An 18,957-nucleotide genomic window follows, 5' to 3' on the forward strand; every position below is an offset into this window, starting at 1 on the left:
GCGTGGCCCGCTCCTACGACGGGTGGGATTGCGTCGTACCTGTAGGAGCGGCCCCTGGCCGCGAACGGAACCACACCGATGACCGGCCACCGGTTCGCGGACGTGGCCCGCTACGGGGTGATCAGCCGCTCCAGCCCTGCCAACAGCCTTCCCAACGCGCCCTGGTTGTTCTTCAACACGGTGTATCCCGCGTTTCGCATTCGATCGGCTCGCGCGGGATCGCTCCACAAGGTCTCGATCTCCCTCGTCAACTCGGGAGCACTGGTGATTTCGGCGAGTGCGCCGGCGTCTCGCAGTTGCGCGGCGATGTCGAGGAAGTTGAACAGGTGCGGCCCGGTGAGCACGGGTTTGCCGAGTGCGGCGGGTTCCAGCAGGTTGTGCCCGCCGGTGGGCACCAGGCTGCCGCCGACGAAGGCGACATCCGCCAGCGCGTAGAGAAACAGCAGTTCGCCCATGGTGTCGCCGAGCAACACCTGCGTAGCCGCTTCAGGCGACTCGTCCAGTGAACGCCTGACCGTGACAAAGCCCTGCTTGCGGCACAGCTCGTACACCGCACCGAAACGCTCGGGATGACGCGGCACCAGGATCAGCAAGGCATCGGGACGAGCCACCAGCAGTTGCCGATGCGTAGCCAGCAGGATCTCATCCTCACCGGTATGCGTGCTCGCCGCGATCCAGATCGGACGTTCTTCAGCCTGCCATTGCCCGCGCAGCGTCGCCGCCCTTGCCGGCAGCGTCGGGTCGATGTTGAGGTCGAACTTGATCGAGCCGGTCACCTCGACGCATTCGGGCCGCGCACCCAGACGACGAAAGCGCTCGGCCTCGGCTTCCGTCTGCACGGCGATCAGGCTCAGCTCGGCCAGCATCGGCGCGGTCAGCCGGGCGAAGCGTGCATAGCCTCGGGCCGAGCGCTCGGACAGCCGCGCATTGGCCAGCGCCACCGGAATGCCGCGCCGCGCGCACTGATGAATGTGGTTGGGCCACAGCTCGGTTTCCATCACCACGGCCAGTTCGGGCTGGACACGATCAAGGAAGCGCGCCGCCGCCCAGGGCAGATCGTAAGGCAGGTAGCAGTGCTGCACCCGCCCGGCGTATTCGCTGCCGCCGAACAGCGCCCTGATCCGCTCGGAGCCGGTCGGCGTCATGCAGGTGATGGTGATCGGCAACTCGGGATAACGGGCCATCAGTTCGCGGATCATCGGCGCCGCCGCGATGCTCTCGCCCACAGACACCGCATGCACCCAGATACCACCCGGCCTGAGCGCGGGCAGGCCAAAGGCGAAGCGCTCGCCGATACGCCGCGAATAGGCCGGCGCCCGCCTGGCGCGCCAGAGCAACCGCAGGAACACCAGTGGCAGACCGAGGTGGAACAGGAAGGTATATAGGGTACGGTTCATGGGAGCGGAGTTTACGCGAAAGAAAAGCGGGCGGCTCTCTGCTGGAACGGGCCATGGCCGTGAACGGAGCCGTATTGGTTCGCGGGCACGGCCCGCTCCTAGAGGTCATCCGGTTTATACTGCCGGCCTGTTTTCCCAGCGAGGTCTGCCCATGCCCGAACCCTTAAGCACCGATGTCCTGATCATCGGCGGCGGCGTCGCCGGTCTCTGGCTCAATGCGCGTCTGCGCAGGCAAGGCTTTGCCACTGTGCTGGTGGAAAAAGCCGCATTGGGCGGCGGGCAGAGCGTGAAGTCCCAGGGGATCATCCATGGCGGCACCAAGTACGCGCTGACGGGCGCGCTGACAGGCGCCTCCGAGGCCATCGCCGACATGCCCAGACGCTGGCGCGAGGCGCTGGCGGGCAGTGGTGAACTGGATCTTTCCGGCGTGCGGTTGCTCTCCGACGCCCACTATCTCTGGTCGCCGGGCACCCTGGCCGGCAACCTCACCAGTTTCTTCGCCAGCAAGGCGGTACGTTCGCGGGTCGGCCAGGTCAAGGGCAGCGACCTGCCGCCGGCACTGCAACACCCGAAGTTCAAGGGCAAGGTCTACCGCCTCAGCGAGCTGGTGCTCGATGTGCCGAGCCTGATCGCCCGGCTTGCAGAACTCGCCGGCGATAGCCTGCTGGCCGCTCAGCAGATAGAGCCATTGCACGAAGGTGATGAGCTGGTCGGCCTGCGCGTGGATGGACGGGAAATCCGCGCCCAGCGCATCGTCTTCAGCGCAGGCGGCGGTACGGCCGAGCTGCTGGCGACGCTGGGCCTGCAGCAACCGGCCATGCAGCGCCGCCCGCTGCACATGGTCATGGTCAAGGCGGCGACGCTCAAGCCGCTCTACGCCCACTGCCTGGGCGGCGGCACCAAGCCCCGGATCACCGTGACCAGCCATCCGGCGGCGGATGGCGAATGGGTCTGGTACCTGGGCGGCGATCTGGCCGAAGCCGATGGCGTGGCGCGCGACGAAGCCGGCCAGATAGCCTCGGCGAAGAAGGAACTGGCCGAACTGGTGCCCTGGATCGACCTCTCCGCCGCGCACTGGGCAACCTTGCGCGTCGATCGCGCCGAGCCCGCGCAGTCCAGCCTGGCCCGGCCAGACAATGCCTTCCTCGCCGAACAGGGTCGCCTGCTGGTCGGCTGGCCGACCAAGCTGGCGCTGTCGCCGGACTTCGCCGACCGCGTGCTGGCTGCGCTGGAGCGTGACGGCATCCTCCCCGGCAACCAGCCTCCTTTGCCGCAGCTGCCACGCCCGGCTGTGACAGGACCATTCTGGGAGGGCCTGCTGTGACGCTGCACGATCATTACCGCCCACTGGGCAGCACCGGGCTGATGGTTGCACCGCTGGGCCTGGGCACGGTCAAGCTGGGCCGCGATCAGGGTGTGAAATACCCCAATGGCTTCAGCATTCCCGACGATGACCAGGCGCGGCAGTTGCTGGCGCTGGCCCGCGAGCTGGGCATCAACCTGATCGATACCGCGCCGGCCTATGGTGTCAGCGAGGAACGCCTGGGGCCGCTGCTGGCCGATCAGCGCGACGATTGGGTAGTCGTCAGCAAGGTTGGCGAGGAGTTCGAGAACGGCCAGTCGCGCTTCGACTTTTCCGCTGAACACACTCGGTTCTCGGTCGAACGCAGCCTCAAGCGCCTGCGCACCGACCGGATCGAGCTGGTGCTGGTGCATTCGGACGGTAATGATCTGGATATCCTGCGTAACAGCGGCGTCTACCAGACCCTCGCCGAGCTCAAGCGCGAAGGCAAGATTCTCGCCTTCGGCCTTTCCGGCAAGACCGTCGAAGGCGGGTTGCTGGCACTGGAACAGGGTGATTGCGCGATGGTCACCTACAACCTCAACGAACAGGCCGAGCGTCCGGTGATCGAATACGCCGCCGCCCACGGCAAGGGCATTCTGGTGAAGAAGGCACTGGCCAGCGGCCATCTTGCGCCGGGGGAAGACCCGGTACGCCGCAGTTTCGAATTGCTGTTCCGGCAACCGGGCGTGGGCAGCGCCATCGTCGGAACGATCACCCCCCGGCACCTTGAGGACAACGTGCGCACGGCAGCCTTGGTACTGACGGGTGAAACGTCGGATTACGCCTGCGGCTAATTCGACCTACGAACTGACAGCTCCCGTAGGAGCGGGCCACGCCCGCGAACGATGGTCAGTTATCGGCCCAGTCCATTCGCGGCCAGGGGCCGCTCCTACAAGGCACCGTCGCTAGTGCCGCATCGCTGTAGGAGCGGGCCATGCCTGCGAAGCGATGGTCGGTTATCGGCCCCGTCCATTCGCGGCCAGGGCCGCTACGGAGAAACAAACCCATGCCAAAAGTCCTGCTGCGCAAGAGCCCCGCTGCATTCAAGACCCTGCCGCTGTATGTCGAAGCCAGCCCGGACAGCCTTCGCTACCAGAGCCTTGGCAGGCCGCTGAATTTCAGTGAAGTGATCGAACGTCGACGCCCGGTGAGCGCTCCCGATACCGACACCTTCGCCATCGAGCTGGCCAACCTCGGCGTCTCGGTGCGCCTGACCCTCTGCTGGCAGGGTCGCGAATATTGGGTCCTGGTCCGTCAACGCCGCCTGGATCGCGGCGACGTGGTGCTCAAGCTGATCTCCGGCTATGTCCCGGCGCATGAGCTGAACCTGCCGCTGCTCACCGCAATTCAGGAAATCGCCGAAGAGTGCCTGCTGGAAACCCCCGAGGGCTGGCTCGCCGGGCGCTTCGGCGACACCTGGCTACCCACGCCCTACCAGAGCAGCCTGCCCTATCACGAAACGCTCCATTTCAAGCTCGCCTCGCTATCGGGTGCAGCACGCCCGGTGCAGTGCGGTAGTCAGGTGCTTATGGAGCGCCCGCGCGCCTATGTCCATTTGCCCACGGCATCCCTGCAACTGGTCTACGACATGCGCATGGAACTGCCGAAGGGCGCCCGCCAGCCCAGCCTGTTCCACGTGGACGAGCGCCTTGAGGATGGGCAACTGGTAGCGCGCCTGGATCGCGGTCGGGCGGATCTGTATCTGATTCCACTGTGCCAGGGCCAGCCACAGGAACAGCTGCTGCAATTGCGTAACGGTCAGTTCAGCACTGTGAGTACACGCGGACTATGGCTCTCGGAAAGCTTCGCGCCGCAGGATGGATGGCTAGTGCGTGAAGAGCGCATTCGCTGGAGAGATTGGTGGGCGGCCAGGCCGCTCAACGTGGTGCGCTGAAGTGCTGTAATCAGGAGCAGGCAGCGTGCGAAGACTCAAGGATTACGTCTTCGAATTGTCGGATTACGCCTTCGGCTAATTCGACCTACGAAAAACCTGACAATGCGCTGTCGTAGGTCGGGTCATGCTTCCGACCCGACGAGCAAGCGATCAAACACCATACAAAAAATAGGAACCGTACCCGTCGTGGTCTTGTAGTTGTTTCCCACAATAGGTTGCTGCAATACCTGTGGCTTCAGTCACGAAGTCTTCACGAGTACGCTTTCATTCCCGATGCATCGATAGACGGAATGGACATCAACGCAGCTTGCCGTTACCTTTCATCGAAAGGTAGTACCTAGTGATACTGAGGGGTTCTGGCATGGCAACTTCAATCAAAATCGACGATGAATTGAAAAGCCGTATCCAGAGGCTGGCAGGGTTAAGGCATCGATCAGCCCACTGGATCATGCGTGAAGCCATCGAGGAGTACGTAGCGCGCGAGGAGGCCCGCGAGAGCTTCAAGCAGGAAGCATTGGCATCCTGGGCCTCGTACCAGGAAACGGGCCGGCACCTGACCAGCCAGGAAGCTCGCGCCTGGCTCAATACCTGGGGCACTGACGTGGAAACGGAGCTGCCCGAGTGTCACGACTGATCATTACCGAAGGCGCCGGACGTGGGCTCGAGCGCTGCAGGCAGTTTCTGGCAGGGAAAAGTCCGCAGGTAGCCCGACGTGCTGGCGAGGCAATTGGACGACACCTGGCCCAGCTGGAACAACATCCAGAGATCGGTCGTCCGCTTCCCGATCTGCCAGAGTTGCGCGAGCTGGTCATCGAGTTCGGAGACACGGGATACGTTGCGCTTTATCGTTATGTACCCGCTGAGACGACCGTGTATGTGCTGGCCTTCAGGCACCAGAAGGAAGCTGGATACTGAGCAGGCAAGCGTCGCGAAGACTCAATAGCGGCTCGTCGGATTACGCCTTCGAAACCCGGATTACGCCTGCGGCTAATCCAGGCTACGGGATCCATGCTTTTGTAGGATGGAATCGCCGCAGGCGCTTCCGTCGCTGGCACCGTTTAAATACCACAGGGGTTGTATGTGATTACGCCTTGCGAATCTTCTCGACGATGGCCGTGGTCGAGCTGTTCTCCACCAGCCCCAGCACCCGCACTTCGCCGCCCCAGGCCTTGACCAGCTCGGCACCGACCACCTGATCGACGCCATAATCGCCGCCCTTGACCAGCACATCGGGGCGCACCTGGACCAGCAGGTTCTCCGGTGTATCCTCGGCAAAGCACACCACCCAGTCCACCGCTTCCAGCCCGGCCAGTACGGCCATGCGTCGATCCACGGTATTGATCGGGCGCCCCGGGCCTTTCAGGCGGCTGACCGAGGCGTCGTCATTGACCGCGACGATCAACCGGTCGCCCTGGGCGCGGGCCTGTTCCAGATAGGTGACATGGCCGGCATGCAGGATGTCGAAACAACCGTTGGTGAAGACGATCTTCTCGCCCTGGGTGCGAGCATCCTCGACCACGGTCAGCAACTGCTCGACCGTCATGGTGCCGCGTCCCGAGCCTTCCTCACGCTGTATGGCGCGGCGCAATTCGGGGGCGCTGACACAGGCAGTACCCAGCTTGGCGACCACGATGCTGGCGGCCAGATTGGCCAGCGCCACCGCCTGCGGCAGCTCGGCGCCGGCAGCCAGCGCGGCGGCCAGGGTGGAGATGACGGTGTCACCGGCGCCGGTCACGTCGAAAACTTCGCGCGCCCGCGCCGGCAGGTGCAGTGCCGCCTGGTCAGGGCGCAGCAGGGTCATGCCGTGCTCACCACGGGTCACCAGCAATGCATCCAGCTCAAGGCTGCGCATCAGCTCGGCGCCCTTGGCCACCAGCTCGGCCTCGTCAGCACAGTGCCCGACGATGGCCTCGAACTCGCCCAGGTTCGGCGTGATCAGCGAGGCACCGCGATAGATTTCAAAATCCTTGCCCTTGGGGTCGGCCAGTACCGGAATACCGCGACGGCGGGCAGCCTGGATCAGCGCCTGGTGATTCTTCAACGCCCCCTTGCCGTAATCCGACAGCACCAGCGCCTTGACGCCGGCCAGCAGGCTTTCGACATCCTTGAGCAACGCCTGGGCATCGGTCTCGAAGGCTTCCTCGAAATCCATGCGCAACAGTTGCTGGTGGCGGCTCATGACCCGCAGCTTGACGATGGTCGGCTGATGTTCGATGCGCTGAAAGTGCGCCTGCACACCGGCTGCGGCCAGACTGTCGGTCAGGCTCTGGCAAGCCTCATCTTCACCGGTGACTCCCACCAGTGCCGCCGGAGCGCCCAGCGCCGCGATATTCAGCGCCACGTTGGCCGCGCCACCGGGGCGATCCTCGATCTGCTCGACCTTGACCACCGGCACCGGCGCCTCGGGCGAAATCCGCGACGTGCCACCATGCCAGTAACGGTCGAGCATGACATCGCCCACTACCAGAACGGGGGCTTGGTCAAAACGGGGCATGGACAGCTTCATGGGGGCTCCGGGACGGAAGAAAAAACGCTGCAAAGCATACCAGCATGGAGGCGGCGATTCTTCCAGCAGTCTATCCGGTGATGAATACGAGCACCTCAGCGCGCCGCACCACCGATTCGCTGCAAGCCCACCTCATGCGGCTCAGATTACGCCTCGCCCTCATCCTTGAACTGCGTCGCGTGCAACCGCGCGTAGGCACCATTGACCGCGAGCAGTTCAGCGTGCGTACCACGCTCAACGATGCGCCCCTGCTCCATCACCAGAATCAGATCGGCCTTCTCGATGGTGCTCAGGCGATGGGCGATCACCAGTGTCGTGCGGCCTGTCATCACATGATCCAGCGCGCCCTGAATATGCCGCTCGGACTCGGTATCCAGTGCCGAAGTCGCTTCATCCAGAATCAGCACCGGCGCGTTCTTCAGCAGTGCGCGGGCGATGGCCAGGCGCTGACGCTGGCCGCCTGACAGCAGCACGCCATTCTCGCCAACCTGGGTCTGATAACCCTCGGGCATCTGCTCGATGAATTCGTCGGCGTAAGCATCGCGGGCCGCACGCTGGATATCTTCCAGTGGCGCGCCGGCCAGATCGCCATAGGCAATATTGTTGGCGACCGTGTCGTTGAACAGCGTAACCTGCTGGGTCACCAGGGCGATATGTCGGCGCAGATTGCGCAGCTTGTAATCCGCGACCTCGACGCCATCCAGCAGAATCTGCCCCTGAGCATGGTGATAGAAGCGTGGGATAAGGTTCGCCAGGGTCGATTTGCCGCTGCCGGAGCGCCCGACCAGCGCCACCATCTGTCCCGGCTCGACGCTGAAGCTGATGTTTTGCAACACCTGCTTGTCAGTGCCGGGGTAGACGAAACCAAGATCACGCACATCCAGTCGCCCACTGACCTTGTCGCGCTCAACCGTACCGGCATCCAGCTCAGGGCTTTCGTCCAGCTGCTCGAAGATGCTTTCAGCGCCTGCCACACCTTTCTGAATAGTCGAGCTGACTTCCGAAAGCTGGCGGATGGGCTTGGGCAACAGTCCCGCCAGCGTGATATACGCCACCAGATCACCTGCCGACGCATCCCCTCGCAACAGCAGGACCAGAAACATCAGCAGTGCCATGGCGCTGTAAATCACCAGTTGCAGGGATGGCGTATAGACCGCATTGGTCTTGACCATGCGCAGCTGCTTGGCGGTGTTATCGGTGCTGGCGCCGAAGAAGCGATGCTGCTCGTAGGATTCGCCACCAAAGCTGCGTACCACGCGATAACCCTGGATGGTCTCGGATGCCACATGGGTGACGTCGCCCATCGCGACCTGGATCTTCTTGCTCTGCTTGCGGAATTTCTTGCTGGCACTGGACACCATCACGCCAATGACCGGCAGGATCGCCACCATCACCAGCGTCAGTTTCCAGTTCATCCACAGCAATGTGGCGAACAGGAAAATCACCGTCATGCCTTCACGTACCACCACCTTGATCGCATCCGTCGCCGCACCGGTGACCATGGTCACGTTGTAGGTGATGCGCGAAATCAGGTGACCGGAGTTGTGGCTGTCGAAGTAGCGATTGGGCAGCGTCAGCATGTTGTTGAACAGAGCCACACGCAGGTCGTGCACCAGCCCAAGGGAGACACGAGCCAGGAAATAGTTGCCGAGAAAGGACCCGATCCCCTGCAGCAGTGCGATGAGCACGATCAGCAGCGGCACGGCCTGCAGCAGCTTCAGCTCGGCAAGCCACGGCAGATCCTGCAGATGGGGAACCTGAGCAAAAAAGCTGGCGTCCGGGTTGTTCAACCCATCGACGAAGAACTTGAGGATGTAACCCAGCATCGGCTGGGTAGAAGCAAAAAGCAGAAATCCGAAAAGGCTGATTGCGAACAGCCCCCAATAGGGCTTTACATAGCCGAGCAGGCGCAGATAGATACGTACACTTGAGCGAGCAAAGCTCTCTTCCCGAGAATCCGACATAAGTTTTCACGAAATGGAATCAGGTCGAAACTCTAACACAGCACACCTGTATGCAGACAGGCATGATGACAGCACATGAAGTGCCTGCGCAGTTACGCTAAACTACGCCTTTGCTTCAGGAATGTGCCGATGCAAACACTCAGCAGGGAAGACTACGCCGCTTGGTGTAACGATGCACAGGTACTGGAAAGGGACGGACATGGTGAAAAAGTCCTGCGCCTGGCCGATGGTACCTTTCTCAAACTTTTTCGACGCAAAAGCTGGTTTTCCAAGACCGCGCTTTATCCACCGGCCAAGCGTTTTGCCAAAAACGCTGCTGCCTTACAGCTCCTTGGCATCCCTTGCCCAAAAGTCATCCAACTATACCGGATGAGTTCGCCATTTCGCTCGGTAGTGCATTACCAGCCCCTGGCAGGAGAAACGTTGCGCAACTTGCTGCAGAAAGACAGCACGCTGGATCAGCGCGAACTGCTCATCCGCCTGGCTGAATTCATTACCAAACTGCACAATCTGGGCGTTTATTTTCGCTCGCTGCATATGGGTAACATCGTACTGACACCCGATAACAGGCTGGGCCTGATCGACATATCGGACATGCGCTGCCTCGGTCGCCCATTGTCACGCAGGATGCGCAACAGAAACTACCAGCACCTACTGCGCTACGAAAGCGACTGGGCACTCACAACCCCTGAGCTACGCTCACTGTTTTCCGCTGATACCCAGGCTGTCTTGTGAAACGTTTATAACCAATGAATAAAACCAAAACCTTTTATGAAGCCTTGTCGGTCAGCAGCCTCGTCTTTGCGTTTTTCTGGCTGCCTGTGCCACGGCTTTTTGATATTGCCTGCATTGCGCTGATTTTATTATTCGTCCCTGCCATTCTGTTACCAGCCAATGGCGATTTGAGAAAAGACCCGACGATCCGATTGGGCATGCTGTTTTTTCTTTATTTATTCATCTCCATTATCTGGCACAGACTGACCCTTCCCGACCATTTCCCTCATACAACCAGCGACCGCCGCTTTCTTAGGGTGCTCTACTTTATCGCCATCGCCTATGCGATCTCCCGCAGCCGCCTGCTGACCGCCTGGAATCTCCTCGCCGTGGCCTTCGGCGGCCTGCTGATTTACCTGGCCATCAGTTTCGATAAAACCGAATGGGTTCTCGCATGGGATGGCCAACGGGCCGACTTCGGCATTCACAATGCACAGCATACTGGCATTGTATTTGCCACTTGCGCCTTGGCCTTAAGTCTTTTTACACCTCGCTTTTTCGCCTGGATCAAAGGCTCACCGCCTCTTCTCGCCTCGGGTGGCGCGTTGCTCTGGCTGGCCATGTTGTCGTTTTCCCTATGGGGAGTATTCGTGTCACAAACACGGGCCGTCTGGCTGGGCCTGAGCATTACCCTGCTGCTCTTCCCTGGCATTCTGCTTTTTGCTTACAGCCTCCGTGGGAAGCTGCGACTGTCGCCACGAAAGTTCTTATCGAGCGGTATCGCCGGCATCTTTCTCCTCGGTCTGCTGGCCGCAGGGCTCAATATCCCTGGCCTGGTTAGCGAGCGACTGTCGGCAGAGAAAGTCACATGGGAAAGCTTGCGTTTAGCCGCGTCCCATGAGGATCAGGAGCTAACGAGTACCGGAGTTCGAGTGGCATCCTGGTCAGCAGCGGCGGACTGGATCATGGAAAAACCTTTCATGGGCTGGGGCGGACGTGCTTCTAGACCCCTGATACGCCAATCCGACCTTTTCAGCGATGCATTCAAGAAAAACTACAACCACCTGCACAACTCATACTTACAGGTATTGCTTGAAATAGGTCTGATTGGAGCCGCATTCATCGCCGGGTTAATGATACTGATCGGGCGCGCCTGCATTAAAAGTTACCAACACCACTCCATGCCATTGGATGTATTTCTTTTTTCCTGGGTCTTCTTCATATTCTGGCTGGTGGTGAATATTTTTGAGTCTTACGTCATTTATTCCAGCGGAACCTACCTGATCGCCATTATCACAGGCTTCTTCTATTCATTTTGCATCGAACAGAAGAAGCCATTCGGCTAAACACCTCTATCAGGACTACCTATTTTCCTGGCAATAAGCCGGACCGGCACGAAGGGACGCCAAATATAATCGCCTAACCACTTAAAGCGAAACCAGGGGTACACAACCGTATTGAGCTGATTGAAGCCGGGGCGCCAGGCAAAATAGCGATGGCGACGTGTGATGGTAAAAGTGGCCAATCCCATCAAAGATGCCAAATGACCACCACCCGAATCATTGCTGACAACGATTGATGCCAAAGCAACATGATCGATCAGCCCCTTGATATCGGGAAAGCTTCTAACCTGAAAACCAGGCACGGCCTTAAGCACTTCTTCACGCTCATCAGGCATGCAGACAAACTCAACACGCCAGCCTTTCTTCTGCAACGCATTAGCCAGCCATCGAAAGCCAGCCATCCAATAATTCTTTTTCGGCTGAGGTGTGGTCGGAAAAATCAGCACCAACCCCGCGTCATTATCAAGCTGCAGTCCAGGCAAACCGGGCATTGGATGGGTTTCGATGGCAAATACTTCTTTAGCATAGCCATCAACCCATTCAACCATGCTTTTACCCGCATCCGAGTCGAGACAGAACGCTCTGCTTGCACCAAAGAAATCCTTGCCCCTGATAACCACACCGCGACCATCCAGCCCCGAATCACGGGATATTTTCTTGGCGGTGACAAAGGCGACATTATTCAGCGCGGCATAAAGTGGCGACCATTTCTTCCTGAAATAATATTTTTCAAAACAGGCGATCACCAGTTCAAAACGGCCTGCCAATTCATCCAGTTCATCGTCATGTTCAGGGACGATCGTCAACCAGGGAAAATACTCCCGGGCAGAATAGAACGCATTACTGTAGAACGTTACATGGGCACCAGAGCGGCAAAACAGCCAGCACAGGCGAAGATAGATGGTGATATCACCCAGGGCCGGAAATGGAACAACCGCCACCTTGAGACCGGCAAAAACATCATCAGGATTGGGCGCTGCATCGCAAGGTTGGCTACTGGCTATATTTGTACTCATGGCTTCACCCTGTTAGCCAACCATTGCCTATCCCAGAACTGGTCACGAACAACAGCATCGGAGAACATCTGCACCAGTCTGGACTGCACCTTCAACCGCTGTGCTTCCAACTCATCCCCCGCCAGTCCTGCCATCTGCTGCAGGCATCCAGCCAGTTGACCGTCATCACCCAGCGTGAACAGCATTCCACAAGCTCCGACCACCTCCGGCGCCCCGCCACAGTCACTGCTGATAACCGGCACCCCTGCCGCCATCGCTTCCAGCAGCACCATTCCAAAAGGCTCATGATCGGACGTCAGGGCAAACACATCGAATGCCTTGAAGTAACGACGTCCATTTGCCACCTGGCCGAGAAAAAGCACATGCCCAGCGACGTCCAGACTGGCCGCTAACGATTTCAAGGTCGCTTCCAGCCGCCCAGCCCCCATGATCACCAGCAGACTGCCCTTTGGCAGTTGCGGCAGAGCCTGGGCAAAAGCGCGAATCAGGGTCGCCTGATCCTTGTCTGGATGCAAACGCCCGACATTACCGACAACCCAGGCGTCCAATGAAAGGCCAAGGGCTATTCGGGCTTCCTCACGCGGAAGCTGTTCGGCCTTCACGGCCTCGATATCGATTCTGTTGTATAAGGTTTCGATCCGCTCCGCCGGCCAACCCGGTAGACAAGCGCGGATATCGTCACGCACGGCATTCGAGACCCCGAGCAACAGCAAGCGCTTGCTGAACAGGTGGGCGAGCACCCGTCTCGAAAAGCGCTGATACACACCGAAAGCATGACTTATGCCGATAACTGGCAGCCGGGTCGCCAGGCAGGCGATGTAGGTTGGCTTGAAGCGGTGAGCGATGCACAGGCGGAAATCCCGTCCGCGAATGATCTTGCGCAGGCGGCGTATAGCACCCAGCTTGAGGCCACCCACTTCCTTCGAGCTGTAGCCGAGAAACAGCACTTCGTCTGAGGCGCAAGCAGCCGCCACTCGCTCATCCGGCGCTCCCGTCAGGAATACCGTGCAGACCTTATAGGGGGCTCCGACAAAAAGCGCGGCGTACTGCCGCGCACAATCGAGAAACGGGCCGTCATAACCATGACAGAGCTGAAGCACCCATTGCTCAGACGTCGTCATACCAGCCCTTGCCTTCCTTGACCACCAGTATGTCTTCCATGATCAGATACTGCAGATCCGACCCGTAGAACATGTTCAACGCATCGGTCGGCGAGCAGATCATCGGTTCGCCGCGACGGTTGAGTGAGGTATTGAGCGAGACGCCGTTGCCGGTGAGCTTTTCCAGTTCCAGCATCAGGTCGTACCAGCGCGGGTTGTATTCGCGCTTGAGCACTTGGGCGCGGGAGGTGCCGTCTTCGTGGACGACTTCACTGACGCGCTCCTTCCACTCGTCGTTGACCTCGAAGGTGAAGGTCATGAAGGGGCTGGGATGATCGACCTTGAGCATCTGCTCGGCCACGCTATCGAGCATCGACGGGCAGAACGGGCGCCAGCGCTCGCGGAACTTGATCTGTTCGTTGATGCGGTCGGCCACGCCCGGAATGCTCGGGCAGCCGATGATGGAGCGACCGCCGAGGGCGCGTGGGCCAAACTCCATTCGGCCCTGGAACCAGGCGACCGGGTTGCCATCGACCATGATTCTGGCGATGCGCTGTTCGACATCATCGATTTTCTGCCACGCAGGCGCGCTCGGATGGCGCGCGCAGGCGGCGATGACGTCCTCGTTGCTATAGGACGGGCCGAGGTAGACGTGCTCCATCTTCTCCACCGGGACGCCGCGCTGGTGCGAGACGTAGGCGGCGGCGCCGACCGCAGTACCGGCATCACCGGAGGCGGGCTGGACGAACAGCTCCTTGACCTCGGGACGGGCGATGATCTTCTGGTTGAGCTTGACGTTCAGCGCACAGCCGCCGGCGAAGGCGATCTTGCCGGTCTGTTTGATGATGTCGCCCAGGTAGTAGTCCATCATCTCCAGCGCCAGCTTCTCGAACAGCGCCTGCATGCTGGCGGCATAGTGGATGTAAGGATCGTCGGCGATGTCGCCTTCGCGCTTGGGACCGAGCCAGTCGATCAGCTTGGGCGAGAAGTAGTAGCCCTTGCCCTTTTCCTTGTAGCGGCGGAAACCGATGACATTGGCGTAATCGGTGTTGATGATCAGTTCGCCGTTCTCGAACGTGGCCAGGCGCGAGAAGTCGTATTTGGCGGCATCGCCGTAAGGCGCCATGCCCATGACCTTGAACTCGCCGTCGAGCATCTCGAAGCCGAGGTATTCGGTGATCGCGCCATAGAGACCGCCCAGCGAATCCGGATCGTAGAATTCCTTGATCTTGTGGATCTTGCCGTTCTCGCCCCAGCCGAAGAAGGTGGTGGCGTACTCGCCCTTGCCGTCGATACCGAGGATGGCGGTCTTTTCGGTGAAGCCGGAGCAGTGATAGGCGCTGGAGGCGTGGGCCAGGTGATGCTCGACCGGCTGCAGCTTGACCTTCTTCAGATCGAAGCCGAGCTGCTGCAGGCACCACTGGATGCGCTTCTTGTAGCGGTGGTAGCGGCGGTTGCCCATGAGGATGGCGTCGAGCGCACGGTCCGGCGCGTACCAGTAGCGTTTGGCGTAGTGCCAGCGGGCCTTCTCGAAGATGCTGATGGGCGCGAAGGGAATCGCCACCACATCGACGTCCGACGGCTTGATCCCGGCCTGTTCCAGGCAGAACTTGGCCGACTCGTAGGGCATGCGGTTCTTGGCATGCTTGTCGCGCACGAAGCGCTCTTCTTCGACGGCGGCGATCAGTTTGCCGTCGATGTACAGCGCGGCGGAAGGATCATGACTGAGGGCGCCGGAAAGGCCGAGAATCGTCAATGACACGGAAAAAGCCTCTTGAAAGCAGCTGGAAGCTCGAAGCTAGAAGCCTGAAGCAACAACAGCGATGTCTGGTTCATAGCCCTGCCGGGCTTCTCTCTTCCAGCTTCAAGCTTCGGGCTTCAAGCTGTCCTTCGGTAATCGTTCGTCCAACAGCCGATAAAGCGCCGAGTCAGCCGGCCAGTTGCGCAGGAAACGCGCACGATCTTTGGCAAACGCCTGCAGGAACGCCCCGTCGCTGTGGTGATGGCGCAGGCCATCAAGATCGATGAGCAGCCAGCGCCCGTCCTGCCAGAGCAGGTTGGTGCCTTTCATATCGCCGTGGCTGATACGTTCTCGCAGCAACGACTCGAACAGCTGCCGCAGCGCCGTCAGTTCGGACTCGGGCGGCGACTCGGCAAGATACGGCTGAAAACGCGCGATTATATCCTGCCCCCCCGCATATTCGGTAATCAGATAGCTGCGTCCGCGCAAGCCCAGCCAGCGATGCTCGAGCACGGCCAAAGGTCTGGGCGTGGCGATACCGAGAAAATCCAGCCGATTGCCTTCCACCCAGCTGTGCCAGGCCCGCGTCGGGCGCCAGCAACGCTGCAGCCAGTGCCCCAGCCCCTTGATGTTGTAGCGCTTGATGACCAGGGGCCGGCCATCCACTTCGACCAGAGCGACGGTCGCACTGCCGCCTTTTTTGAGAAAGCGCCCGCCAGCCATACCATGATCGAGATCGGCGAGCAGCGATTGCAGCCTGGCTTCTTCTTCACGGCGCATCGCCAGCAAACCGCTGGCACCGCGCCGAACGCTGAACAGGGTGCAATCGCGGCCCGTCTTGTCGAGGTAATCACGCAGGCGCCAGCGTCGCACCTTGGTCACTTCCCGGCTCAGGGTCTCCATGGGCAAGGCGTGTTCGCCGTTGACCAGCAGATAATGCACCAGCAGTTCTTCGATGAAGGGCTCCAGCGTGGCCGGCAACTGACCGAAGAAAAGGCCGAGATTCTCCAGCACCTGCTCGCGCGCCAGCGGCTGGCCGGGCGCCTGGACCCGCACCCCGCCGCCATCGATCAGGTACAACTGGCCATCATGGCGCAGAAGATTGTCCAGATGCAGATCGCTCTGCCAGAGGCCTCTGGCGTGCAGCCGGGCAATCGCGCCCAGCGCCTCGCCGAGCACTTCCTGCTGGGCATCGGAAAGCGGCGGCTCGCGCTCGACCATCTGCCAGGCCGCGCCAAGGCTTTCGGCGCCTTCGAGGAAGTCGAACAGCAACCAACCGCCCTGCTCCGGCTCGTAGCCCTCGGCCAACAGTTCCGGTGTCGCCATCTGCTGCGCACGGAGCAGCACGGCCCCCTCACGCTCACGCTGGAAATGCCGCTCCGCTCTGGAACCGACCATCAGCTTGGCGAACACAGTACGCCCCTGCCATTCGGCCCGGGCAACGTAGCGCTGCCCCGGAAGCACGCGAAGCCATTCGAGCAGTTGCAGCTGACCGGCGGCCATATCCACGCTGAGCGGCAGCTGTGGAGCGCGCCCTGCGTGCGCCAGTTCGGACAGTTTCATATCCGCGCCTCCTTCTTTTGCCGACGCGCCCGCAGACGATCCAGCCAGGCATCGAGCTGCGAATCATCGCCCTTCAGCCCGAGGTAGCGAGCCAGCAGCATGCGCCTTTCCTCATCGCTCCACGGCGCGGCGCGGCGCATCAGTGCCTCCATATCGCGCAAGCGCCCCGCCCTGTCGAACAGCATTGGCCGGGTCTTCTCCAGATCGATCAGACAGGCTTCGTAGCCGTCCTCGGCGGTGCGCAGAAAGATGTGTTTGGGGTAGAAGCAACCATGCTTCAGGCCCGCGCCATGCATTTGCGCAGCAAGGTGCCCGCAGGCGTTCAGGATATCGCGGCGCTCAGCGACCGCCAGTTGCTGCCAACGCGCGAGCAGCGCCTCCAGGTCGGTCCAGCCATCCAGAGCGTGGGTCAGCAGAATCGCGCGGCGCTCGCCGGCCACCACGCGCTCGCCATGAAAAGCCGCCTGCAAGGCGGGAATCCCCTTGCTCTGGTAGTGGCGGATATTGCGAAACTCACGGGTAAGCGTCGGCTCGCCAAGAGGCCGCGTCAGCGAGCGGATAAAGTAGTTGCTCTGCCGCTTCAGGTAGTAGGCCGTCTCATCCAGCTGCAGGCGGAAAACGCTGCTCCAGCCGCCACGCCCCTCGTTGGGTGCATCGACCGCCACCAGTTGAAGCTCCCACAGCGCCTCGAAACTGTCGAGCCCGTGTCTGCTCAGGGTCGACACATCCTCAGCGGCGATAAAGTCGCTCATTCGCGGCCCTCGAAATAGGCCAATACCTGGCCGATCATCGCCCTGTCCGCAGCGGTCAGATGCTTGCGGCGCTGGTATTGCAGGTAGAAACGCAGGCGCTGGCTGCGTGACAGCTGATATTTGGCCACCTTGTCCAGGCAGGCCAGGTCCTTGACGATGCGTCGGCGCAACAGCGGTCCCCGCCAGAAATCCCCCGACGGGCAGTCGATGAGAAAGAGTTCGTCAGCATCGTTGACCAGCAGGTTGCGCCATTTCAGGTCATTGTGAGCGAATCGGTGGTCATGCAGCGTCCGGGTGGCATGGGCCAGCTTCTCGCTGAGCCGCCTGACCCAGCGCCAGTCGGCCAGCCGTGGATCGGCCTTCTGCGCCATGGCCGCCATGTCGACAGTATTGGGGACTTCCAGGGTAATCAGCGCTCCACGCACGAATGCCCCTGCGCGACGCTGCAGCCCCCAGGCCACGAGCGGCGCAACGGGAATGCCCCAGCATTCGAAATGCTTGAGGTTCTGCCACTCGGCCTTGACTCGCGGTCGGCCCAGATAGCGCCGCAGCCCCTTGCCGGCAGCCCAGTAGCGCTTGACGTAATAGCGCAGGCCTTCGATCTCGACCCGGATGACCTCCGACAGCGGATCGCGTGCAATCGGCTCGCCTTCGAGCGCGAACACGGCATCCAGATCGGCAAACGCCCGTGCGGCTGCGGCATCCAGATCAGTCATGATCTTCCAGCCGCTCACCCTTGTGCTCCCGGTGCGTATTTACGCTCGAAGCGCGCCTGCAGCTTCTCCGCCTTGCCTTCCAGCCAGCGCAACAAGACCGCTTCGTCACGCAGGATCTCGCGCAGCGGCTTTTTGAAATAGCCCTTCAGGAAACGCAGGCGGTCGCGACGGGTCAGGCCGATGTCCAGTGCCGAGAAGTACAGCCCGGCCAGATCCTTGTCGCGCCAGCGGCGTGGCGTCCCGGGGCGAACCTGGGCGCGGTGCAGGTCGATCAGCGACAGGCGGAAATCTTCAGCGGTTACGGCTTTGTCGGTGTGCAACAGAAAATGGCAGATATAGAAATCCCGATGATTGACCCCGGCGCGGTGCATGGTGCCGGCCATGCGTGCGACTTCGGCGATCAGTGCGCGCTTGAGCGCCGGTAACGGCGGCTGTTCACGCCAATTGACCGAAAAATCCTCGAGGCTGACGGTTGGCGCCAGCTCTTCGGTGATGATGAACGAGTGCTGGGTCGCCGGATTGGCCCCGCGCTCGCCGTAGGCGACGGCTGTCATGGTCGGCACGCCGGCCTCTTGCAGGCGCTCGATGGCTCGCCATTCCTGGCCTGCGCCGAGCACTGGGGCCTTGGCGGTGAGCAGGTTCTTGACGATCTCGCCCCAGCCGATGCCGCGATGGATCTTGACGAAGTAGCCGCGACCGTCAATCTCGGTGCGCAGCGTGCGACGCCCCTCCAGCTCGCGGTAGATCTGGCCTTGCAGGCGCTCGACCTCGACGAAGGGGTCCCGGCCTTGCCAGAGGGTTTTGAAGGGTTCGGCGAGGATCAGCTTCATTGTTGACACCCGCTCGCGCCATGAGCGGCTTCGTGGGCATGGTCCGTTCCTACGAGGCGGCACGCAGCCTGCGTCC

The 18,957-nt window shown here is 61.0% G+C and carries 17 protein-coding genes; 7 read left to right on the forward strand and 10 right to left on the reverse strand.

All coding sequences use genetic code 11. The features are described 5' to 3' along the window. Positions 1-110: 110 nt before the first annotated feature. Positions 111-1,397 (reverse strand): lipid IV(A) 3-deoxy-D-manno-octulosonic acid transferase, encoded by a 1,287-nt coding sequence (waaA, locus tag ACYCFC_RS14110; protein WP_459651993.1) that lies wholly within the window; start codon positions 1,395-1,397, stop codon positions 111-113. Between the two features lie 151 nt (positions 1,398-1,548). On the opposite strand from waaA, the gene ACYCFC_RS14115 reads away from it, so the two are divergent. The 5 genes from ACYCFC_RS14115 (at position 1,549) to ACYCFC_RS14135 (ending at position 5,551) form a co-directional block, all read left to right on the forward strand. Further along, complete coding sequence (locus tag ACYCFC_RS14115) at positions 1,549-2,721, forward strand: NAD(P)/FAD-dependent oxidoreductase (RefSeq protein WP_459651994.1); 1,173 nt, start codon at positions 1,549-1,551, stop codon at positions 2,719-2,721. Between the two features lie 41 nt (positions 2,722-2,762). Further along, a complete protein-coding gene (locus tag ACYCFC_RS14120) occupies positions 2,763-3,536 on the forward strand; it encodes an aldo/keto reductase (protein ID WP_459654000.1) in 774 nt (257 codons plus the stop codon). A gap of 212 nt (positions 3,537-3,748) precedes the next feature. Next, on the forward strand, positions 3,749-4,636 hold the full coding sequence (locus ACYCFC_RS14125) for a metal ABC transporter ATPase (protein WP_459651995.1): 888 nt from the start codon (positions 3,749-3,751) through the stop codon (positions 4,634-4,636). Between the two features lie 361 nt (positions 4,637-4,997). Beyond that, positions 4,998-5,270: a CopG family ribbon-helix-helix protein gene (locus tag ACYCFC_RS14130; RefSeq protein WP_181086674.1), complete on the forward strand. Its 273-nt coding sequence runs from the start codon at positions 4,998-5,000 to the stop codon at positions 5,268-5,270. Next, positions 5,258-5,551, forward strand: coding sequence for a type II toxin-antitoxin system RelE/ParE family toxin (locus ACYCFC_RS14135; RefSeq protein WP_459651996.1), 294 nt, complete (start codon positions 5,258-5,260; stop codon positions 5,549-5,551). Before ACYCFC_RS14130 ends, ACYCFC_RS14135 begins: the two co-directional genes overlap by 13 nt. 169 nt (positions 5,552-5,720) lie before the next feature. On the opposite strand, the gene hldE is transcribed toward ACYCFC_RS14135, so the two are convergent. Together hldE and msbA are read right to left on the reverse strand one after the other, a co-directional pair. Continuing rightward, positions 5,721-7,142 carry a bifunctional D-glycero-beta-D-manno-heptose-7-phosphate kinase/D-glycero-beta-D-manno-heptose 1-phosphate adenylyltransferase HldE gene (gene hldE, locus ACYCFC_RS14140; protein ID WP_181083807.1) on the reverse strand — a complete coding sequence of 474 codons (1,422 nt, stop codon included), beginning with the start codon at positions 7,140-7,142 and terminating at the stop codon, positions 5,721-5,723. Between the two features lie 146 nt (positions 7,143-7,288). Beyond that, positions 7,289-9,106 (reverse strand): lipid A export permease/ATP-binding protein MsbA, encoded by a 1,818-nt coding sequence (msbA, locus tag ACYCFC_RS14145; protein WP_181083805.1) that lies wholly within the window; start codon positions 9,104-9,106, stop codon positions 7,289-7,291. Between the two features lie 129 nt (positions 9,107-9,235). Between msbA and ACYCFC_RS14150 the strand changes: the two genes are divergently transcribed. Both ACYCFC_RS14150 and ACYCFC_RS14155 read left to right on the forward strand, forming a co-directional pair. Continuing rightward, positions 9,236-9,841: a lipopolysaccharide kinase InaA family protein gene (locus ACYCFC_RS14150; RefSeq protein ID WP_459651997.1), complete on the forward strand. Its 606-nt coding sequence runs from the start codon at positions 9,236-9,238 to the stop codon at positions 9,839-9,841. A 14-nt stretch (positions 9,842-9,855) separates the two neighbouring features. Further along, positions 9,856-11,166: an O-antigen ligase family protein gene (locus ACYCFC_RS14155; protein ID WP_459651998.1), complete on the forward strand. Its 1,311-nt coding sequence runs from the start codon at positions 9,856-9,858 to the stop codon at positions 11,164-11,166. On the opposite strand, the gene ACYCFC_RS14160 is transcribed toward ACYCFC_RS14155, so the two are convergent. The 7 genes from ACYCFC_RS14160 to rfaP all read right to left on the reverse strand — a co-directional run bounded on the left by ACYCFC_RS14160 (position 11,163) and on the right by rfaP (position 18,881). Continuing rightward, positions 11,163-12,179: a glycosyltransferase family 9 protein gene (locus tag ACYCFC_RS14160; protein ID WP_459651999.1), complete on the reverse strand. Its 1,017-nt coding sequence runs from the start codon at positions 12,177-12,179 to the stop codon at positions 11,163-11,165. The two genes, ACYCFC_RS14155 and ACYCFC_RS14160, sit on opposite strands and share 4 nt — an antisense overlap. Continuing rightward, positions 12,176-13,300 carry a glycosyltransferase gene (locus tag ACYCFC_RS14165; RefSeq protein WP_459652000.1) on the reverse strand — a complete coding sequence of 375 codons (1,125 nt, stop codon included), beginning with the start codon at positions 13,298-13,300 and terminating at the stop codon, positions 12,176-12,178. The genes ACYCFC_RS14160 and ACYCFC_RS14165 overlap by 4 nt, the downstream gene beginning before the upstream one ends. Then, on the reverse strand, positions 13,287-15,041 hold the full coding sequence (locus ACYCFC_RS14170; protein ID WP_181083796.1) for a carbamoyltransferase C-terminal domain-containing protein: 1,755 nt from the start codon (positions 15,039-15,041) through the stop codon (positions 13,287-13,289). The genes ACYCFC_RS14165 and ACYCFC_RS14170 overlap by 14 nt, the downstream gene beginning before the upstream one ends. Before the next feature lie 102 nt (positions 15,042-15,143). Further along, positions 15,144-16,583 (reverse strand): lipopolysaccharide kinase InaA family protein, encoded by a 1,440-nt coding sequence (locus tag ACYCFC_RS14175; protein WP_459652001.1) that lies wholly within the window; start codon positions 16,581-16,583, stop codon positions 15,144-15,146. Next, positions 16,580-17,335 carry a lipopolysaccharide kinase InaA family protein gene (locus ACYCFC_RS14180; protein WP_459652002.1) on the reverse strand — a complete coding sequence of 252 codons (756 nt, stop codon included), beginning with the start codon at positions 17,333-17,335 and terminating at the stop codon, positions 16,580-16,582. Before ACYCFC_RS14180 ends, ACYCFC_RS14175 begins: the two co-directional genes overlap by 4 nt. Next, the gene (locus ACYCFC_RS14185) at positions 17,332-18,051 is read right to left on the reverse strand and encodes a lipopolysaccharide kinase InaA family protein (protein ID WP_181083790.1); all 720 of its coding nucleotides are present in this window, start codon (positions 18,049-18,051) and stop codon (positions 17,332-17,334) included. The genes ACYCFC_RS14180 and ACYCFC_RS14185 overlap by 4 nt, the downstream gene beginning before the upstream one ends. A 14-nt stretch (positions 18,052-18,065) precedes the next feature. Further along, a complete protein-coding gene (gene rfaP, locus ACYCFC_RS14190; protein ID WP_181083788.1) occupies positions 18,066-18,881 on the reverse strand; it encodes a lipopolysaccharide core heptose(I) kinase RfaP in 816 nt (271 codons plus the stop codon). Positions 18,882-18,957: the final 76 nt, after the last annotated feature.

This window comes from Stutzerimonas sp. NM35, assembly GCF_054604355.1.

What these genes read in the sequence shown, in the direction of transcription:
- waaA (WP_459651993.1), bottom strand. Translation starts at nt 1,397, where the DNA reads ATGAACCGTACCCTATATACCTTCCTGTTCCACCTCGGTCTGCCACTG.
- ACYCFC_RS14115 (WP_459651994.1), top strand. Translation starts at nt 1,549, where the DNA reads ATGCCCGAACCCTTAAGCACCGATGTCCTGATCATCGGCGGCGGCGTC.
- ACYCFC_RS14120 (WP_459654000.1), top strand. Translation starts at nt 2,763, where the DNA reads ATGGTTGCACCGCTGGGCCTGGGCACGGTCAAGCTGGGCCGCGATCAG.
- ACYCFC_RS14125 (WP_459651995.1), top strand. Translation starts at nt 3,749, where the DNA reads ATGCCAAAAGTCCTGCTGCGCAAGAGCCCCGCTGCATTCAAGACCCTG.
- ACYCFC_RS14130 (WP_181086674.1), top strand. Translation starts at nt 4,998, where the DNA reads ATGGCAACTTCAATCAAAATCGACGATGAATTGAAAAGCCGTATCCAG.
- hldE (WP_181083807.1), bottom strand. Translation starts at nt 7,142, where the DNA reads ATGAAGCTGTCCATGCCCCGTTTTGACCAAGCCCCCGTTCTGGTAGTG.
- msbA (WP_181083805.1), bottom strand. Translation starts at nt 9,106, where the DNA reads ATGTCGGATTCTCGGGAAGAGAGCTTTGCTCGCTCAAGTGTACGTATC.
- ACYCFC_RS14150 (WP_459651997.1), top strand. Translation starts at nt 9,236, where the DNA reads ATGCAAACACTCAGCAGGGAAGACTACGCCGCTTGGTGTAACGATGCA.
- ACYCFC_RS14155 (WP_459651998.1), top strand. Translation starts at nt 9,856, where the DNA reads ATGAATAAAACCAAAACCTTTTATGAAGCCTTGTCGGTCAGCAGCCTC.
- ACYCFC_RS14160 (WP_459651999.1), bottom strand. Translation starts at nt 12,179, where the DNA reads ATGAGTACAAATATAGCCAGTAGCCAACCTTGCGATGCAGCGCCCAAT.
- ACYCFC_RS14165 (WP_459652000.1), bottom strand. Translation starts at nt 13,300, where the DNA reads ATGACGACGTCTGAGCAATGGGTGCTTCAGCTCTGTCATGGTTATGAC.
- ACYCFC_RS14175 (WP_459652001.1), bottom strand. Translation starts at nt 16,583, where the DNA reads ATGAAACTGTCCGAACTGGCGCACGCAGGGCGCGCTCCACAGCTGCCG.
- ACYCFC_RS14180 (WP_459652002.1), bottom strand. Translation starts at nt 17,335, where the DNA reads ATGAGCGACTTTATCGCCGCTGAGGATGTGTCGACCCTGAGCAGACAC.
- ACYCFC_RS14185 (WP_181083790.1), bottom strand. Translation starts at nt 18,051, where the DNA reads ATGACTGATCTGGATGCCGCAGCCGCACGGGCGTTTGCCGATCTGGAT.
- rfaP (WP_181083788.1), bottom strand. Translation starts at nt 18,881, where the DNA reads ATGAAGCTGATCCTCGCCGAACCCTTCAAAACCCTCTGGCAAGGCCGG.